This is a genomic window from Micromonospora sp. NPDC005686 (assembly GCF_042871665.1).
In the GTDB taxonomy this organism is placed as follows: Bacteria; Actinomycetota; Actinomycetes; order Mycobacteriales; family Micromonosporaceae; genus Micromonospora.
In genome coordinates this window covers 399781-414167 of sequence record NZ_JBIAIY010000002.1, presented here as the reverse complement: position 1 = coordinate 414167, position 14387 = coordinate 399781, and the positions used below count along the sequence as shown (strand labels likewise).

Below are 14387 nucleotides of genomic sequence, written 5' to 3'. Positions count from 1 at the left end.
AAGGAGGGACCGATGAACGACCCGCGTCGCGCGGGGCCTGGCTGCGCCGTCGTCTGGGTAGCGCTCGGCACACGGTCGCCGAGCACCCTGCTCCGCCTGGACGAGCGCGCCCGGCGATATCGCCGGGCGCGGGCCGACGCGCACCGGATCGGCCGGCGGCTCGTCGCGGCGTACGCGGCATGTGCGCCGGACCGGCAGGTCTGGGCACACGACGCCCGAGGGCGGCCGCTCGTCGTCGAACCCGGCGGGCTCCAGGTGAGCCTGAGCCACGCCGAGGCCGTGGTGGCGGCCGCCCTGTCGTGGGACGTCCCGGTCGGTGTCGACGTCGAGCGACTGCGGCCGCTCGCCGACCGTGCCGGGCTGGCCCGCACGGCCCTGTCCGACGTCGAGCAGCGGTCGGTGGACGAGGCGCCGGAAGCCCTCCGCGACGCGCGGGTGCTCCGGTTCTGGACCCGGAAGGAGGCCGTGGCGAAGGCCCTCGGCACCGGGCTCGCCACCGATCTGCGCGCCATCGTCACCACTGTCGACGGTGTCGTGGTGTCCCTTCCGGACGAGTGCGGCCCGGCGTCCGCCTGGTCGCTGGCCGACCTCACCGTGGCGGACGACGTGATCGCCTCGGTCGCCGTCCGGGCGCCACGCGTCCGGGTGTCGTCCCGGACGCTGGCGTTGCCCGCCGACGAGGCCTGACCTCCGGAAGGGCCACCGCGGGTCATCGGAAGGACGACGCCAGGGCCGAGGAGCGCAGGTTCCCCAGGTGCGAGTGCCACAGGTGGGACGGGTCCGCCTCGACGGCGGCGACCGTCTCACGCATGACCCGCAGCACCTCCGGCTCCTCCTCGTCGTAGAGGTCGCCCTGCAGCAGCCGCAGCACGTCGAGCCGGTAGCGCGGATCCTGCACGAACGTGGTGAACAGGATGTTCAGCCGGTAGTAGACGGTGATGAACTCGTACCAGTTCCGTACGCCGCTGCGGATGGTCTTCTCGTACGTGGCGAACCGGGCCTGCGAGAAGTCGTCCGCCTTGACGGCCTCGACGATGTCCCGGCAGGCGAGCCGCGCGCTGTTCAACGCGACGCTCACCCCGCTGGAGAAGATCGGGTCGACGAAGCGCGCCGCGTCACCGAGCAGCACCCACCGGTCGCCGCAGATCTGGCGCATGGCGTAGCTGTAGTCGCCCTCGACCTTGAACGCCGTCACCTGCTCGGTCTTCTTGAGCGCCGCGTGCAGGTCCGGCCGGCTCTCGAGGAAGTGCCAGAAGAACTCCTCGCGGTCCATGTTCGCCTTGACGAACTGGTGCTTCTGGGTGACCACCCCGACGCTGGTGACGGTGTCGGTGATGGGGATCTGCCACACCCAGCTGGCGCTGTCCGGCAGGAAGTGCACGTAGATGTAGTCGACCTTCTCGGGGTTGGTGGCGACCGAGGCGCGGTCGAGACCCTCGAACCAGGCGTGGATGGCGTACTGGTTGAAGACCGGGTCCGCCTCCTTGAGCCTCAACTGCCGGCCCAGCATGGTCTGCCGGCCGGAGGCATCGATGATCATCTTGGCGGTGATGTCCACCTCGGCGCTGCCCAGTCGGCAGGTCAGGGTGACCTTGTCCGGGTCGCCGAAGTCCACGCGCAGCGCCCGGATCCCCTGGAACACCTTCGCGCCGAGACTTTCGGCGTGCTTGAGCAGGATCAGGTCGAACTTGCTGCGGTCGACGTGGAACGTGTAGTCCCGGTCGACGCCCGGCTGGTCACGCTCGCTGAACAGGATGTCGGCCACGCCGAGTTCGTGCGTGAGCAGGTCGGCCTGCTCGGCTGTGACGTTGCGCGAGTGGGCCGAGGTCCAGGCCGCGCCGTACTTGCGCGGGAAGCCCGCCTTCTCGATCTTGTCCATCGCGCCGGTCTCCAGCAGCACGCGTGTCGTGGCCGGCACCAGCGACTCACCCACGTGCGGCCGGGGGAAGTTCTCCCCCTCGAACAGGGCGACCGACACCCCGGCCATGGCCAGGTACGCGGCGGCGGAGGAGCCGGCCGGCCCGCCACCGACGATCACCACGTCGTAGTCGACACTCATCGCGTCACGCCTTCCGTTGCGACGACCCTCAGGCCGGAGACGAGCTTGCTGATGGAGGCGACATCGCGGAAGTTGGCCGCGTTGATCGCCGCGAGCGGCACATCCACCCGCAACTGCTCTCGCAGGAAGTTGAGCAGCAGGGCGCTGTTCATCGAATTGAGCACCTCCCACTCGAGCAGCGGGGTCGACTCGGTGAGCTCGCCCTTCGGGTCACCGTCGAGAAAGCTCTCTCTGATGAAGGTCATGATTCGCGGTGTGACCTCATCGGCGGTCATGGTCGCCCCTTTTCGTTGTCGGAGGGAAAGGGTGGATCCGGGTCACGAGACGCCCCCGCCCGTCCGGGCGGCGAGCTCCTTGAGGAGCAGTCGGTCGACCTTGCCGTTGCCGTTCCTGGGCAGCGGAGACATGACCCGCACCTCGTCCGCGATGAGGTACCGCGGCAGATGCTGGGAGAGGTACCGGCGAAGGGCGAGGAGCCCCGGATCGCAGCCGGCGCGTGGGGCCACGAACACCACCAGGCGGGTGTCGACTCCTTCGCCCACGGCCACGGCGGCCGAGTCCGCGACCTCGGGGTGCTTCCCGAGCAGCGCCTCGACCTCGCCGAGTTCGACCCGGTGCCCGCGGATCTTCACCATCTGGTCGCGGCGCCCGAGATAGTCGAAGGCGCCGTCGGGAAGGACCCGGACCAGGTCGCCGGTGCGGTAGGGGCCGGTCTGCGGCGGATGCCCCCAGTAGCCGGCCAGCACCGTGGGGCCCTCCACGACGAGTTCGCCCTCCTCGCCCACACCGGCGACGGCCCCGTCCTCGCGCAGCGCCCAGACCTGGTCCCCGCTGGCCGGCTTCCCGATCGGCACCGGCCGGTCGCGGTCCAAATCCGCCTTGGTGACCTCGTGGAACGTGCACACGTTGGTCTCCGTCGGACCGTAGAGGTTCATCAGCCGCGCACTCGTCCAGGTGGCCAGGTCCCGCAGCTGCGTGATGGGGAACGGCTCGCCCGCGAACAACACCGTGTGCAGCGTGTCGGGCGCCGGGCGGTCGAGGAGCCCACCGTGACGCATCATCACCGCCAGCGCGGACGGCACGGAGTACCAGACGGTGATCCGCTCGCGGTGCAGGAACTCGACGAGCTGGGCCGGCGCGAAGGACAGCTCAGCGGGTATCAGGCGCACCGACGCGCCGGCCCGGAACGCCAGGTAGAGGTCGAGCACGGACAGGTCGAAGGTGAACGGGGCGTGGTTGGCGAACCGGTCGTCCGGCGTGGGGGTGAGTACGTCGGCCGCCCAGTCGACGAACGCCTCCGCGTTACGGTGGGTCAGGCACACGCCCTTGGGCGTGCCGGTGGACCCCGACGTGTAGAGGATGTACGCCAGGTCGTCCTCGGCGGTGGCGGTGTCGACGGGCGGCGACGGCTCGTACGGGCCGTCGAGTTCCGTGTAGCCGACCTCCCCGCCCAGCTCGTCCGCGATCCGTTCGATCCACGACCGTGGCGTCACGACGACGCGGGCCGCGCAGTCCCGGGCGATGGTCGCCACGCGCGACGCCGGGCTGCTGCCGTCGACCGGGACGTAGACCGCGCCGAGCCGGAGGGCCGCCTGCATCGCCGCGACCGCCTCGGGGCTCTTGCCCGCCCACAACACCACCCGGTCACCGCGCCGGACACCTCGGCACTGGAGCCGGGCCGCGATGCTGTCGGCCACGGCGCCCAACTCGCCGTACGTCAGGGAACCGGACGGCCCGCTCACGGCCGGCGCGTCGGGACGGCGCGCGGCGGCGTCGATGACGAGCTGATGGAGGGTCACAGGCCGGTCTCCCTCGCGATCAGTTCGAGCTGGATCTCCGTCGTGCCGGAGAAGACGGTGGTCGGCAGGCAGTCGCGGAGCTGCTCCTCGATCCCGGTACCGGCGAGGTAGCCGCTCGAGCCGAACAACTGCATGGCGTCGAGGCTGTTCGCGACCGCCGCCTCCGACACGGCGACCTTCGCCATCGCGATCGCGGTGACGTCCGAGCGGCCCTGGTCGAGCAGCCAGCAAGCGCGGTACAGCAGCAGGCGTGCGCTCTCCAGCCGTTGCCGCATCCGGGCGATCCGGTGCGCGACGGCCTGGAAGCCCGCGAGCCTGCGCCCGAACTGGCGCCGGCCGGTCGTGCGGGCCACGCACTCGGCCAACTGCCGGTCCATCAGCCCCAGGTACGCGGCGAAGAGGCAGCCCCGTTCCCACGCCATCGAATGCTGGAAGATCGCCCCGCCGCGGCCCTCGGCTCCGAGCAGGTACTGCGCCGGCACCACGCAGCCGTCGAACCGCACCCGTGCGGCCAGGCAGCCGTGCAGCCCCATCTTCGGCAGCGGAGGACCGACGACGACGCCGTCGAGGTCCCGCGGCACGGCGAAGGCCGAGATGCCCAGGAACCCGGCGGACGGGTCGGTGACCGCATAGGTCACGAAGACGTCCGCGACCGGGGCGTTGCTGACGAAGGACTTCTCCCCGTCGAGCCGGTACCCTTCGCCGGAACGCACGGCCGTCGTCCGGAGCCGGCCCACGTCCGAGCCCGCCTCGTCCTCGGTCATGGCGTTACCTGCGATGAGGTCGCCCGAGGCCATGCCCGCGAGAAGCCGCCCGGCCTCGTCCGTCCCGAACTCCTGAATGGGTACGGCGCAGGACAGCAGGTGGGCCGCGATGCCGAAGACCAGGCCCATGTCGGGGCAGGATCGGCCGAACGCCTCGAGGCTCAGCGCGGTGTCCAGTGCGCCCAGGCCGCCGCCGCCGTGCTCCTCGGGCAGGCACAGCCCGGCCAGGCCGATGCCCGCCGCGTCCTTCCAGGCCACCCGCAACGACTTCGGATCGGTGCGCGTCTCATGTGCGGTGAACCGCTCGGCCACAGCTTCCGCTATCCCGTTGCAGCGTTTCCGCTGAATCGGTGACGGCTCGAAGTCCATCAGCAGCGCCTCGGTGCGTATTCGGCCATTGCCATTTCAGTCCCACCTCGACGGTCGTATTCGGAGAGGACGGCACCGCCACATTTCGTTGCGACCTGTCAGCAAACGTAGATTCACGCCGCGCCGGCCCCAACCCTTAACGCACCCCTATGCGGAGACCCCGAACAGGGGTGTCACCAACCGGAGACACGGGCCGCGTCCTGCGGCACCCCGCCGAGCACCGACGAGATCACGTTCAGCACCCCCGACCGGCATTCGTCGAGATAGAAGTGACCACCCGGGAAGACCCGGAGGTCGAACCGGCCGAGAGTGTGCTGCGACCAGGCCGAGGTGTCGTCGATGCCGGCCTTCGGGTCGCTGTCACCGACCAACGCCGTGATGCCGCAGGCCAGCGGCGGCGTCGGCTGGAACCGGTACGTCTCGATCGCCCGGTAGTCGTCGCGGATCGTCGGCAGGACGAGGTCGAGCAGATCCGGCTCCGCGAAGACACGCGGGTCGGTGCCGCCCAGCGAACGCAGTTCCGCGGTGAACGCGGCAGTGGTCGCCCGGTGCCACTCCTCGTGCCGGACCCGCGAGGGTCCCCGCCGGCCGGAGACGAACAGGTGCGCCGGTTCCGCCTGCCCGTCCCGGGCGATCCGGCAGGCCACCTCGAAGGCGAGGATCGCCCCCATGCTGTGGCCGAAGAACGCGAACGGCTCCGTCAGCCGCGGCTGGATCGCGGCATGGATCCGGTCGGCCAGCTCCGGGATGCTACGGACGCGGGGCTCGCCCCTGCGGTCCTGCCGGCCCGGGTACTGCACGCTGTGCACCTCGACGCTGCCCGCCAGCGCCTTCGACCAGGAATAGAAGTAACTGGCGGTGCCGCCCGCGTGGGGGAAACAGAACAGGCGTACGGCGTCGGGCGCCGGGTGGTAGACACGGACCCACCTGTCATCCTCGGTGTTCTCCACCAGTGCGACCCCCTGAACGGTGCCCGGAAGGCCGTTTCGCCGGCCGATCCGACCATATCCGTCAAGCCCGCACCGCAGACCCCTATCGAGCCCCTACATCGGAACCCCTGATTGCCCGGAATCGATGGCACTACTACGCTTCCGAGACACACACGGTGTGGCGACTAATACTGCGGGCGGGGAAGGCCGAATGGTCAGCACGGTCGAAATCACCGAATTGACGGCGGAAGCCGTCGAACTGCTGGATCGCCAATGGCATTTCCCCGATCAGGCGGACCGTGCCGCACTGACCCGGCTGTGGAGACTGGCCGCGGCGCGGGGATGGTTCGGGCCGCGCCACCTCGCCGAGGCCGTGGCGCTCGTTCGTGCCGTGGGCGCGGCCGCCTGCCCGCTGCCCGTGATGGACGGTTTCGTCGCCGCCGGCCTCCTGACCCGGGCCCCGGAACTGCGGGCCGGCATCGCCGCGGGCGACATCCGCCTCCTGGTGGTGCCGGCCGACGCAGCGACCGAGACGGTGCCGTTCGCGGAGGCGGGGAGTGCCGCCTCGCACGTCCTGCTCCTGCCTGCGGCGGGTGGACCGGCGCCGGTACGGCCGGTGGAGTTCACCGTCCCGCAGGCCGGCCTGGCGGCGCCCGCGTGGGACCGGCTCCACCTGGGGCCGGTGGAGGCCGTGGTCGACGTCGGCGCAGAGCGCGCCGCGTGGGCGCTGTCGCTGCTCCGGCTGGGCTTGGCGGCACGGGCGACGGCGGCGGCACGCCGCACCCACGAGCGGTCCATCGCCCACGCGAAGGTCCGCCGGCAGTTCGGTCAGACGATCGGCGGCTTCGGTGCGGTCCAGCAACGGACGGCGGCCCGCGAGATCGACCTCGTGGCCGGCGAGATGCTCGTCGCCGACGCCGTCCGCAGACATGACGACGAGGCCCCGGACCGGCTCCTCGCCACCGAACTCGCCGTGTCCCACGCCGCCGCCGTCGCCTCGCGTATCCAGGTGGGAGCGCAGCAGACTCTCGGCGCGGGCGGCTACTTCGAGGGGCACGAGGCGCCCTGGCTGTTCCGGCGGGTCCATGCCGACATCGCGTTGCTGCCGGCGTATCCACCGCCCCACGGCACCGTCGCCGACATCCTGATCGGGACCGCCGGCAGCCTGCCCGCCGTCGACGCCGGCACCCCGGCCGCCCACCTGCGTGCCCAGGTCCGGGCGTTGAGCATCGAGCGGCGTTCCCGGGAGAGGTCGTTCGCCAAGGGCGACGATCCAGCCCTGGTGACCGCGATCTCGATCCGCAACTGGCTCGGCGTCACCTGGCCGGTCGAGCAGGGCGGCGCCGGCGCCACTATCGCCGAACAGCTCGCTCTGCAGGAGGAGATCGCCTACCACCAACTGCCGGTGGCCAACGCGTTGGCGGCCGTGTCAGTGGTCGGCGCTCCCCTGGTCAAGTACGGGTCGGCCGAGCAGAAGGCGACCTACCTGCCACGGATACGGGACGGTCGACTGACCTTCTGCCTGGGTTACAGCGAGCCCGAAGCGGGCTCCGACCTCGCGTCGCTGACGACGACCGCGACCCGGGACGGCGACGACTGGGTGATAACCGGAACGAAGGCCTGGATCACGAACGCCCACACGGCGGAGTACATCTGGCTCGCCGTCCGCACCGACCCCGATGCGGCGCTCCCGCTGGCCGGCATCAGCATGTTCATCGTCCCGATGGCGACCCCCGGAATCCGGACGGAACCGCAGCAGGCGCTGTCCGGGCAGATCTGCAGCACGGTGCGCTTCGACGGTGTCCGGGTGGGTGACGGCGCGCGCGTCGGGCCGGTCAACCGCGGCTGGCAGGTCATCACCGACACGCTCACCGAGGAACGGCTGTTGCTGGCCGGCGAACTCGCCGGACTGTCCCGCCGCCATCTCGACGAGCTGCTGGCGGCCGTCCGGGCGGATCCGGACCGCGTCGCCGGCCCGGCCGGCTCGGAAAGGCGCGCCCGGCTCAGCGGCATCGCCGTTCAGGTGCAGGCGGTCAACCTCCTGCTCACCGGGGCGGCCGCGAAGGCCGGGGCCGGCACCGCACACACCGCGCGCCTCACCTCGGCGATGGCCGGCGTGCTGGCCGCCGAGACGATGGAGCAGGTCAGCCGGGACGCCGTGGACATCCTCGGACCCGCGGCGACCCTGTGCGGGCCCGACGCCCCCGGCACGGGGATCTTCGAACAGGGCCTGCGCGTGGCCATCCTCGCCTTCCTCGGCGGCGGCACCAACGACGTACAGCGTGGCCTGATCGCCCGTGGCCTCGGCCTGAGCTGACCGCCTGCCCGCCGGTGACACGGCACCACGGTGGGCTCCCGGAACTCCGGGGGCCCACCGTGGCTCACAGCCACGAGGGTCAGATGAGGGCGGGGGCGGACCGCGCCTCGTCGGACGGCTCGATGGCCAGGTGCGGCAGTCGCCGGTCCACCCAACTGGGCAGCCACCAGTTGGCTCGACCGCACATGTACATGACTGCCGGCACGAGGACTGTCCGCAGGATGAAGGCGTCAAGCGCCACCGCGGCAGCCAAGCCGATGCCGAACTGGGAGATGGCGCGATCACCCAGGAACATGAAGGCGACGAACACCGCGATCATGATCAGCGCCGCCGTGGTGATCACCCGTGCCGTCTGGGTCAGGCCCGCCATCACCGCCTGGGTGTTGTCCCGGGTACGCGCCCACTCCTCCGCCATCCGGCTGACCAGGAACACCTGATAGTCCATGGAGAGCCCGAACAGCACCGCCAACACCAGTTCCGGCAGGTAGCCCTGGATGGGGCTGGGCTCGCCGAGGCCGAACAGCCGGGTTCCCCAACCCCACTGGAAGAACGCCGTGAGGATTCCGAAGGCCGCCGCCGACGCCAGCAGGTTCAGGACCGCCGTGACCGCGGGGATGAGCAGACTGCGGAACGCCAGCACGAGGAGCAGGAAGCTGAGACCCACGATGGTGAGGAGCAGCCAGGGCAGTTTGGAGCTCGTCATCTCCGCGAAGTCGACGAAGGTGGCGGTGAACCCGCCCACGTGGACTTCGAGCGTGTTGCCCTGCGTGTAGCGCGGGATGACTGTGTCACGCAGGTCGGTGATCAGGTTGGCGGTGTCCTCGGACTGGGGCGCCGTCGTGGGGATCACCTGCATCATCTGGATCGCCGGACCGGAGTCCGCCGCGGTCTGCGGAGGCGGGCCCTGGACCGCCGCCACCCCGGGCACGGCGGCGAGCGCGGTGCCGAGTTGGGACAGTGCCTCCCGATCAGCGGGTGACCGGGTCTCGGCGACCAGGAACAGCGGACCGTTGAAGCCGGGTCCGAAGCCCTCGGCGAGCAGTTGATAGGACTTGTAGGTATGGGTCGACGGGTCGTCGTTCGACGCATCGGCGAAGCCCAGCCGCAGATCCAGCACTGGCGCGGACACCACGAGCATGACCGCGACCCCGAGGGCGGCGAGCAGGGCGGGGTACCGCGGAATGAAATGCGACCAGCGCGCCCAGAGGCCGGTGCTGCTCGGGGCGGTGGTGAGCGACTCGCCGGCGACCAGCGTGCGGCGCTGCTTGCGGCTCAGCACGCGCATGCCGAGTATCCCGAACAGCGCGGGCATCAACGTGATCGCGGCGATCACCGTGCACACCACGGTGATCGCCGACGGGACGGCCAGCCCGGTGACGAAGTCGACGCCGATGGTGAGGAGACCGAGCAGGGCGATGCAGACGGTGCCACCGGCGAACAACACCGCCCGGCCGGAGGTGTTGAGCGCCTGCACGGCGGCCTCCTCCGGGTCCAGCCCGGACATCAGAGCCTGGCGATGACGCGTCAGGATGAAGAGCGCGTAGTCGATGCCGACGCCGAGACCGATCAACGTGCCGAGGATCGGCGCGATGGCGTTCACGGACATCATGTGGCTCAGCGGGGCCATAAGCATCATGGCACTGCCCACACCCGCGATCGCGGTGACGATCGGCAGCGCCGCGGAGAGCAGGGAACCGAAGGCGATGAGAAGGATGACGGCCGCCGCGATCAGTCCGATCAGCGACGCGACCGACTCCGGCTTCTGCTCGGCACTGGAGATGGCCTTGCCACCGAGTTCGACCGCGAGGCCCGGCTGGGCCGCGTCGGTCGCCGTGGTGATCACCTGCTTGACGTTGTCGCCCTCCAGGTCGTCCGCCGCCTTGGCGAAGGTCACTGTGGCGAACGCGGTGCGGCCGTCCGCACTGATCTGGAGCTCGTTACCCGGCTGGTAGGGGCTGACCACGGACGTCACCTCGGGCACCCGCGACACCTCGGACAGCATCGCCGAGATCCGCTGCTGGACGGCCGGGTCGGTGACCTTGCCCTGATCCACCTGCCAGACGATCTGGTCGGAGTCGCCAGCCTGGGCCGGTGCGGACTTCTGCAGCAGCGTCTGGGCCTCACCCGAGCCGGTGCCCGGCAGGATCAGAGAGTTGTCGTACGTGGTCGCCACCGCCTGCGACATCGCGCCAAGGCCGATGAGCAGAGCCACCCAGGCGACGATGACGGCGAAGCGGTGCCGATAGCACCAGCGCGCAATGGCTTGCATGATCCTCCATCCGATTGGTTCCGTTACCCATCGTCGAGGTTCCGAGCTGGTTCAGTCACCGGCCAGCCGCAGTGACTACGCGGCCGCTACCGCGCCATTCGGTGCGGATCACGGCCTCGTCTACTGCGATCGCAGTAGACGTGCTCAGGGTTGGAGACGCGGCGCAATGGCCAGACCGGTCTGGTAGGCCAGGACGACGAGCTGTGCACGGTCACGAGCACCGAGTTTGCTCATGGCGTGGTTGACGTGGGTCTTGACGGTGAGCGGGCTGAGCGTGAGCTGATCGGCGATGTCGGCGTTGGACATCCCCTCGGCGACCATGGCCGCCACCTGCCGCTCACGCTCCGTGAGCGTGGCAAGCAGCGACGAAGGGCGGACCGGCTCGCTGTCGTGCAGCGTGAGGTATCTGGCTATCAGGCTTCGGGTGGCGGACGGTGAGAGCAGCGCGTCCCCGCGGGCCACGGTACGGATCGCCTCGATGAGCACCTCCGGCCGAGCGCCCTTGCCGAGGAAGCCGCTGGCCCCGGACCGCAACGCCTCGAAGACGTACTCGTCGACCTCGAACGTGGTCAGGATCAGCACCCGCACGCCGGCCAGGCTGTCGTCGGCGGCCATCCGGCGGGTGGCCGCCAGACCGTCGAGACCCGGCATCCGGATGTCCATGAGGACGACGTCGGCCCGCGTCTCACGGGCGGTCCGGACCGCGTCGGCGCCGGTGGCCGCCTCGCCCACCACCGTCAGGCCCGGCGCGCGATCGATCACCAGCCGCAGGCCGGCGCGGATGAGGTCCTGGTCGTCGGCGAGGACCACGCGTGTGGGCGCCGCGGTGGCGGGGTGCGTGGTCGCTGAGACGGTAGTGGTCATCGGTCCTCCGTGTCGCCGATCAGAGCGGAAGCTCGGCGAAGACGCGGTAGCCGCCCCCGGGCCGAGGGCCCGCAGCCAGCTGCCCGCCGACGGCGGCCACCCGTTCCCGCATCCCCACGATCCCGTGCCCGCCCGGTGGGTACTGGTCGCAGGGGGTGACCGGTCCGCCCTCGTCCTCCACGGCCAGCCGGAGCGCCCCGTTCGTGTAGACGAGCCGCACCACCGCCGTGTCACAGTCGGCATGCTTGCGGGTGTTCGTCAGTGATTCCTGGATGACCCGGTACGCGGTCACCCCGACGGCCTCCGGTACGGGCCTGGGCCGGCCGGTCACCTCCCGGGTGACCCGCAGGCCGGCGCTCGCGAACGAGCCGATCAGCTCCCCGAGCCGGTCGAGGCCGGCCACCGGCTCGGTCGGCTCGGGCGCACCGGCCTCGCGCAGCAGCCCGACGGTCAGCCGCAGCTCCTCCAGGGCCTCCTGGCTGGCCTGCTGGATGTGCCGGACCGACTCCATGGCCTGGGATCTGTCCTGGTCGTCCAGGAGGCAGACGAGCGCGCCCGCCTGCACGTTGATCAGCGCGACGTGGTGGCCGACGGCGTCGTGCAGCTCCCGGGCGATGCGCAGCCGCTCCTCGGCGACCCGTCGGTTCGCCTCCTCCTCACGGGCCTGGTCGGCCCGCCGCACCCGGTCCTCGGCCTCGGCGACGTAGGCGCGGTGGCTACGGGCCGCACTGCCGGTGGTGATCGCCAGGGCCGCCCAGAGCACCATGACGACACCGGAGATGCCCGGATTGGCGATGAGCGAGGCGGTCAGCAGCGTCGCCTTGACGGTGACCCCGACCGCGAGGGCCCGGACCGCGGGGCCGTCCACCGCGACCCAGTACAGCGCGCAGAACAGGGCCAGCAGGGTCGGCGGATAGACCATTCCCTCGGCCACCAGCAGCACGGTCCCGACGGCGGCGATCGCCGCGATACCGATGGGAAACCGCCGGAGGACCGCCAGCGCGGTGAAGACCGTGATGGTGACCAGCCAGTTCAGCGGTTGCTCGGAGCCGAGCGCGTGGCGGATGTCAGCGGGGATCGTCACCACCGTGAACAGCACCATCGACATGAGCGACGAGAGCAGCAGCAGTTGCTGCTGCCGGGCCATCAGCCAACTCCAGCTGATCGTGGCTGCGGTCACCACGGCCTCGCCTCCTTCGGACGGTCCTGCTTGACGACGTGCAGCAGCGTGACGCCGAGCCACGGGCCGCCGTACCAGTAAGCGGGCCCGAGCGGGCGCAACGTGCCCTGCCCGATCTGCGCGGCGCACGCCGCGGCCGACCACCAGAAGTCGGCGACGAGCAGGTGCCCGCCCGGGCGCAGCACCCGCACCGCCTCACTCACCGCGCGCTGCCGTCCCCGCCGTGAGGGGATGTTGTGGATGGCAAGTGCGCTGGTCACGACGTCGAAAGAGGAGTCCGGGAACGGGAGCGCGCTCAGGTCTGCCGTACGCACCTCCACCCGGTCCGCGACTCCGGCCGCGGCGGCGTTTGCCAGCGTGGCCTCGGGCTTGTTGCCGCTCTGGTCCTTGCCGATCCAGAGGTCCGCGCCGGTGGCGCGGCCCGACGGCAGCCGGCGGGCCGCCGCGATCAGCACCGCCCCGCGACCGCACCCCAGGTCGAGCAGCCGCTCGTCCCCCTTCAGGGCGATCCGGTCGAGTTCCCGTTCCCAGACGCGCAGCTTGCCGCGGAGCGTGGTGTGGAGGTAGACCGCGGTGGAGGACAGCAGGACCGCGCCCGCGAGCGCCGTCGCCGCCCGGCCGCGCCGCCACCGGACCGCGGCCAGGCACCCCGCCATCCCGACGACGGCGTTCGCCACCGCGTACCCCGGCGCGTCCACGCCGTACCGGGGCCGCCGACGAGGGCGGCCGGTGAGCCTTCCGCTGTTCGTGGCCGCCATCGCCGGTCACCGAGGCGTTCGGAGCATGTCGTGCGCCGGCGCGTCCGGCGCCGGCGCGCGGTCGGGCGCCGGGCGGTCGTCCGGCCCCGGCGCGACGGCCTCCAGCAGCTGGTCCGTCTCCTGGATCACCCGCCGCGCGCCGTCGGCGGCCGACGGCACCATGCCCTGCATCAGGAAGTAGCCGTGCACCAGGCCCTCCCCCGGCACGTGGCGCGCGCGGACCCCGGCGGCGCGCATCCGCGCCACCAGTTCCACGCCCTCGTCCCGGAGCGGGTCGTACTCGGCGGTGGCGACGATCGTCGGCGGGAGACCGCGGAAGTCGGCCTTGAGCAGATCGACAGCGGGATCGGCGCGTCGGTGCGGATCGGGGAGGTACTGGTCGTAGCTCCAGGCCAGATCGCGCACGCTCAGGAGGTAGCCCTCGGCGCAAGGGCTGGCCGAGGCGATGGCCAGGCTCGGGTCCAGCGCCGGGTAGATCAGCAGGAGGGCGGCGGGACGCAGGTCGCGCGCGACGAGGGCGACACCCAGGGCCAGGCTGCCGCCGGCGCTGTCGCCGGCGATCAGGTGCCGCCGGCCGGGGAAGGACGCCGCGACCCAGCGGGCCGCGGCGACCGCGTCGCGCAGCGGTGCGGGGTGGGGGAACTCTGGCGCCCGCCGGTAGTCGACCGAGACGACTACCGCGCCGAGCGACGCCGCCAGGTCGCGGCAGACCCAGTCGTGGCTGTCCAGGTCGCCCAGCACCCATCCCCCGCCGTGCAGGTAGGTCACCACCCGATCGCCGGCCGACTCGGGCGTGAAGATCCGCACCGCGACCGACGAGCCGTCGGCCCCGTCCACGAGGCGGTCGGCCGAGGCCACCGCCGGGGCGGGCGTGGCCGCGCCGTGGCGCTGGCCCATCGCGCTCTCGCGATAACGCGCACGGGCCTGCTGGAGAGTGAGTTCGCGGTCCGGAATGGGAGATCCGTCGGCGCTCTGCCACGCGATCAGGTACTTGAGCATCCGGTCCAGCGGCATCGCCACTCTCCTACGTACACGCGTATCGGCAGGCGCGCACGGTTCCAGTCTAATTCTGGATCATG

At 71.3% G+C, this 14387-nt stretch carries 12 protein-coding genes; 2 read left to right on the top strand and 10 right to left on the bottom strand.

The window, feature by feature from the left end:
* Positions 1–12 precede the first annotated feature (12 nt).
* A complete protein-coding gene (locus ACFYON_RS05905; RefSeq protein WP_357707205.1) occupies positions 13–687 on the top strand; it encodes a 4'-phosphopantetheinyl transferase superfamily protein in 675 nt (224 codons plus the stop codon).
* Positions 688–709: 22 nt separating this feature from the next.
* Here ACFYON_RS05905 and ACFYON_RS05900 read toward each other — a convergent pair whose 3' ends face one another.
* The 5 genes from ACFYON_RS05900 to ACFYON_RS05880 all read right to left on the bottom strand — a co-directional run bounded on the left by ACFYON_RS05900 (position 710) and on the right by ACFYON_RS05880 (position 5941).
* Entirely contained in the window at positions 710–2059 is a 1350-nt protein-coding gene (locus ACFYON_RS05900) for an NAD(P)/FAD-dependent oxidoreductase (RefSeq protein WP_354868407.1), read from the bottom strand.
* Entirely contained in the window at positions 2056–2334 is a 279-nt protein-coding gene (locus ACFYON_RS05895) for a hypothetical protein (protein WP_354868405.1), read from the bottom strand. The genes ACFYON_RS05900 and ACFYON_RS05895 overlap by 4 nt, the downstream gene beginning before the upstream one ends.
* A 42-nt stretch (positions 2335–2376) precedes the next feature.
* A complete protein-coding gene (locus tag ACFYON_RS05890; protein WP_357707202.1) occupies positions 2377–3858 on the bottom strand; it encodes an amino acid adenylation domain-containing protein in 1482 nt (493 codons plus the stop codon).
* A complete protein-coding gene (locus tag ACFYON_RS05885; RefSeq protein WP_387187630.1) occupies positions 3855–4934 on the bottom strand; it encodes an acyl-CoA dehydrogenase family protein in 1080 nt (359 codons plus the stop codon). The genes ACFYON_RS05890 and ACFYON_RS05885 overlap by 4 nt, the downstream gene beginning before the upstream one ends.
* A 230-nt stretch (positions 4935–5164) precedes the next feature.
* On the bottom strand, positions 5165–5941 hold the full coding sequence (locus ACFYON_RS05880; RefSeq protein WP_354868398.1) for an alpha/beta fold hydrolase: 777 nt from the start codon (positions 5939–5941) through the stop codon (positions 5165–5167).
* Between the two features lie 190 nt (positions 5942–6131).
* Between ACFYON_RS05880 and ACFYON_RS05875 the strand changes: the two genes are divergently transcribed.
* A complete protein-coding gene (locus tag ACFYON_RS05875; RefSeq protein WP_355095139.1) occupies positions 6132–8237 on the top strand; it encodes an acyl-CoA dehydrogenase in 2106 nt (701 codons plus the stop codon).
* 79 nt (positions 8238–8316) lie between these two features.
* On the opposite strand, the gene ACFYON_RS05870 is transcribed toward ACFYON_RS05875, so the two are convergent.
* From ACFYON_RS05870 to ACFYON_RS05850, 5 genes are all read right to left on the bottom strand, one after another.
* Positions 8317–10506 carry an MMPL family transporter gene (locus tag ACFYON_RS05870; protein WP_354868393.1) on the bottom strand — a complete coding sequence of 730 codons (2190 nt, stop codon included), beginning with the start codon at positions 10504–10506 and terminating at the stop codon, positions 8317–8319.
* 144 nt (positions 10507–10650) lie between these two features.
* Positions 10651–11370 (bottom strand): response regulator transcription factor, encoded by a 720-nt coding sequence (locus tag ACFYON_RS05865; RefSeq protein ID WP_354868390.1) that lies wholly within the window; start codon positions 11368–11370, stop codon positions 10651–10653.
* A gap of 19 nt (positions 11371–11389) precedes the next feature.
* Positions 11390–12550 (bottom strand): sensor histidine kinase, encoded by a 1161-nt coding sequence (locus tag ACFYON_RS05860; RefSeq protein WP_354868388.1) that lies wholly within the window; start codon positions 12548–12550, stop codon positions 11390–11392.
* Positions 12547–13308: a methyltransferase domain-containing protein gene (locus ACFYON_RS05855; RefSeq protein WP_354868386.1), complete on the bottom strand. Its 762-nt coding sequence runs from the start codon at positions 13306–13308 to the stop codon at positions 12547–12549. The genes ACFYON_RS05860 and ACFYON_RS05855 overlap by 4 nt, the downstream gene beginning before the upstream one ends.
* A 6-nt stretch (positions 13309–13314) precedes the next feature.
* On the bottom strand, positions 13315–14322 hold the full coding sequence (locus ACFYON_RS05850; RefSeq protein WP_354868383.1) for an alpha/beta hydrolase: 1008 nt from the start codon (positions 14320–14322) through the stop codon (positions 13315–13317).
* Positions 14323–14387: the final 65 nt, after the last annotated feature.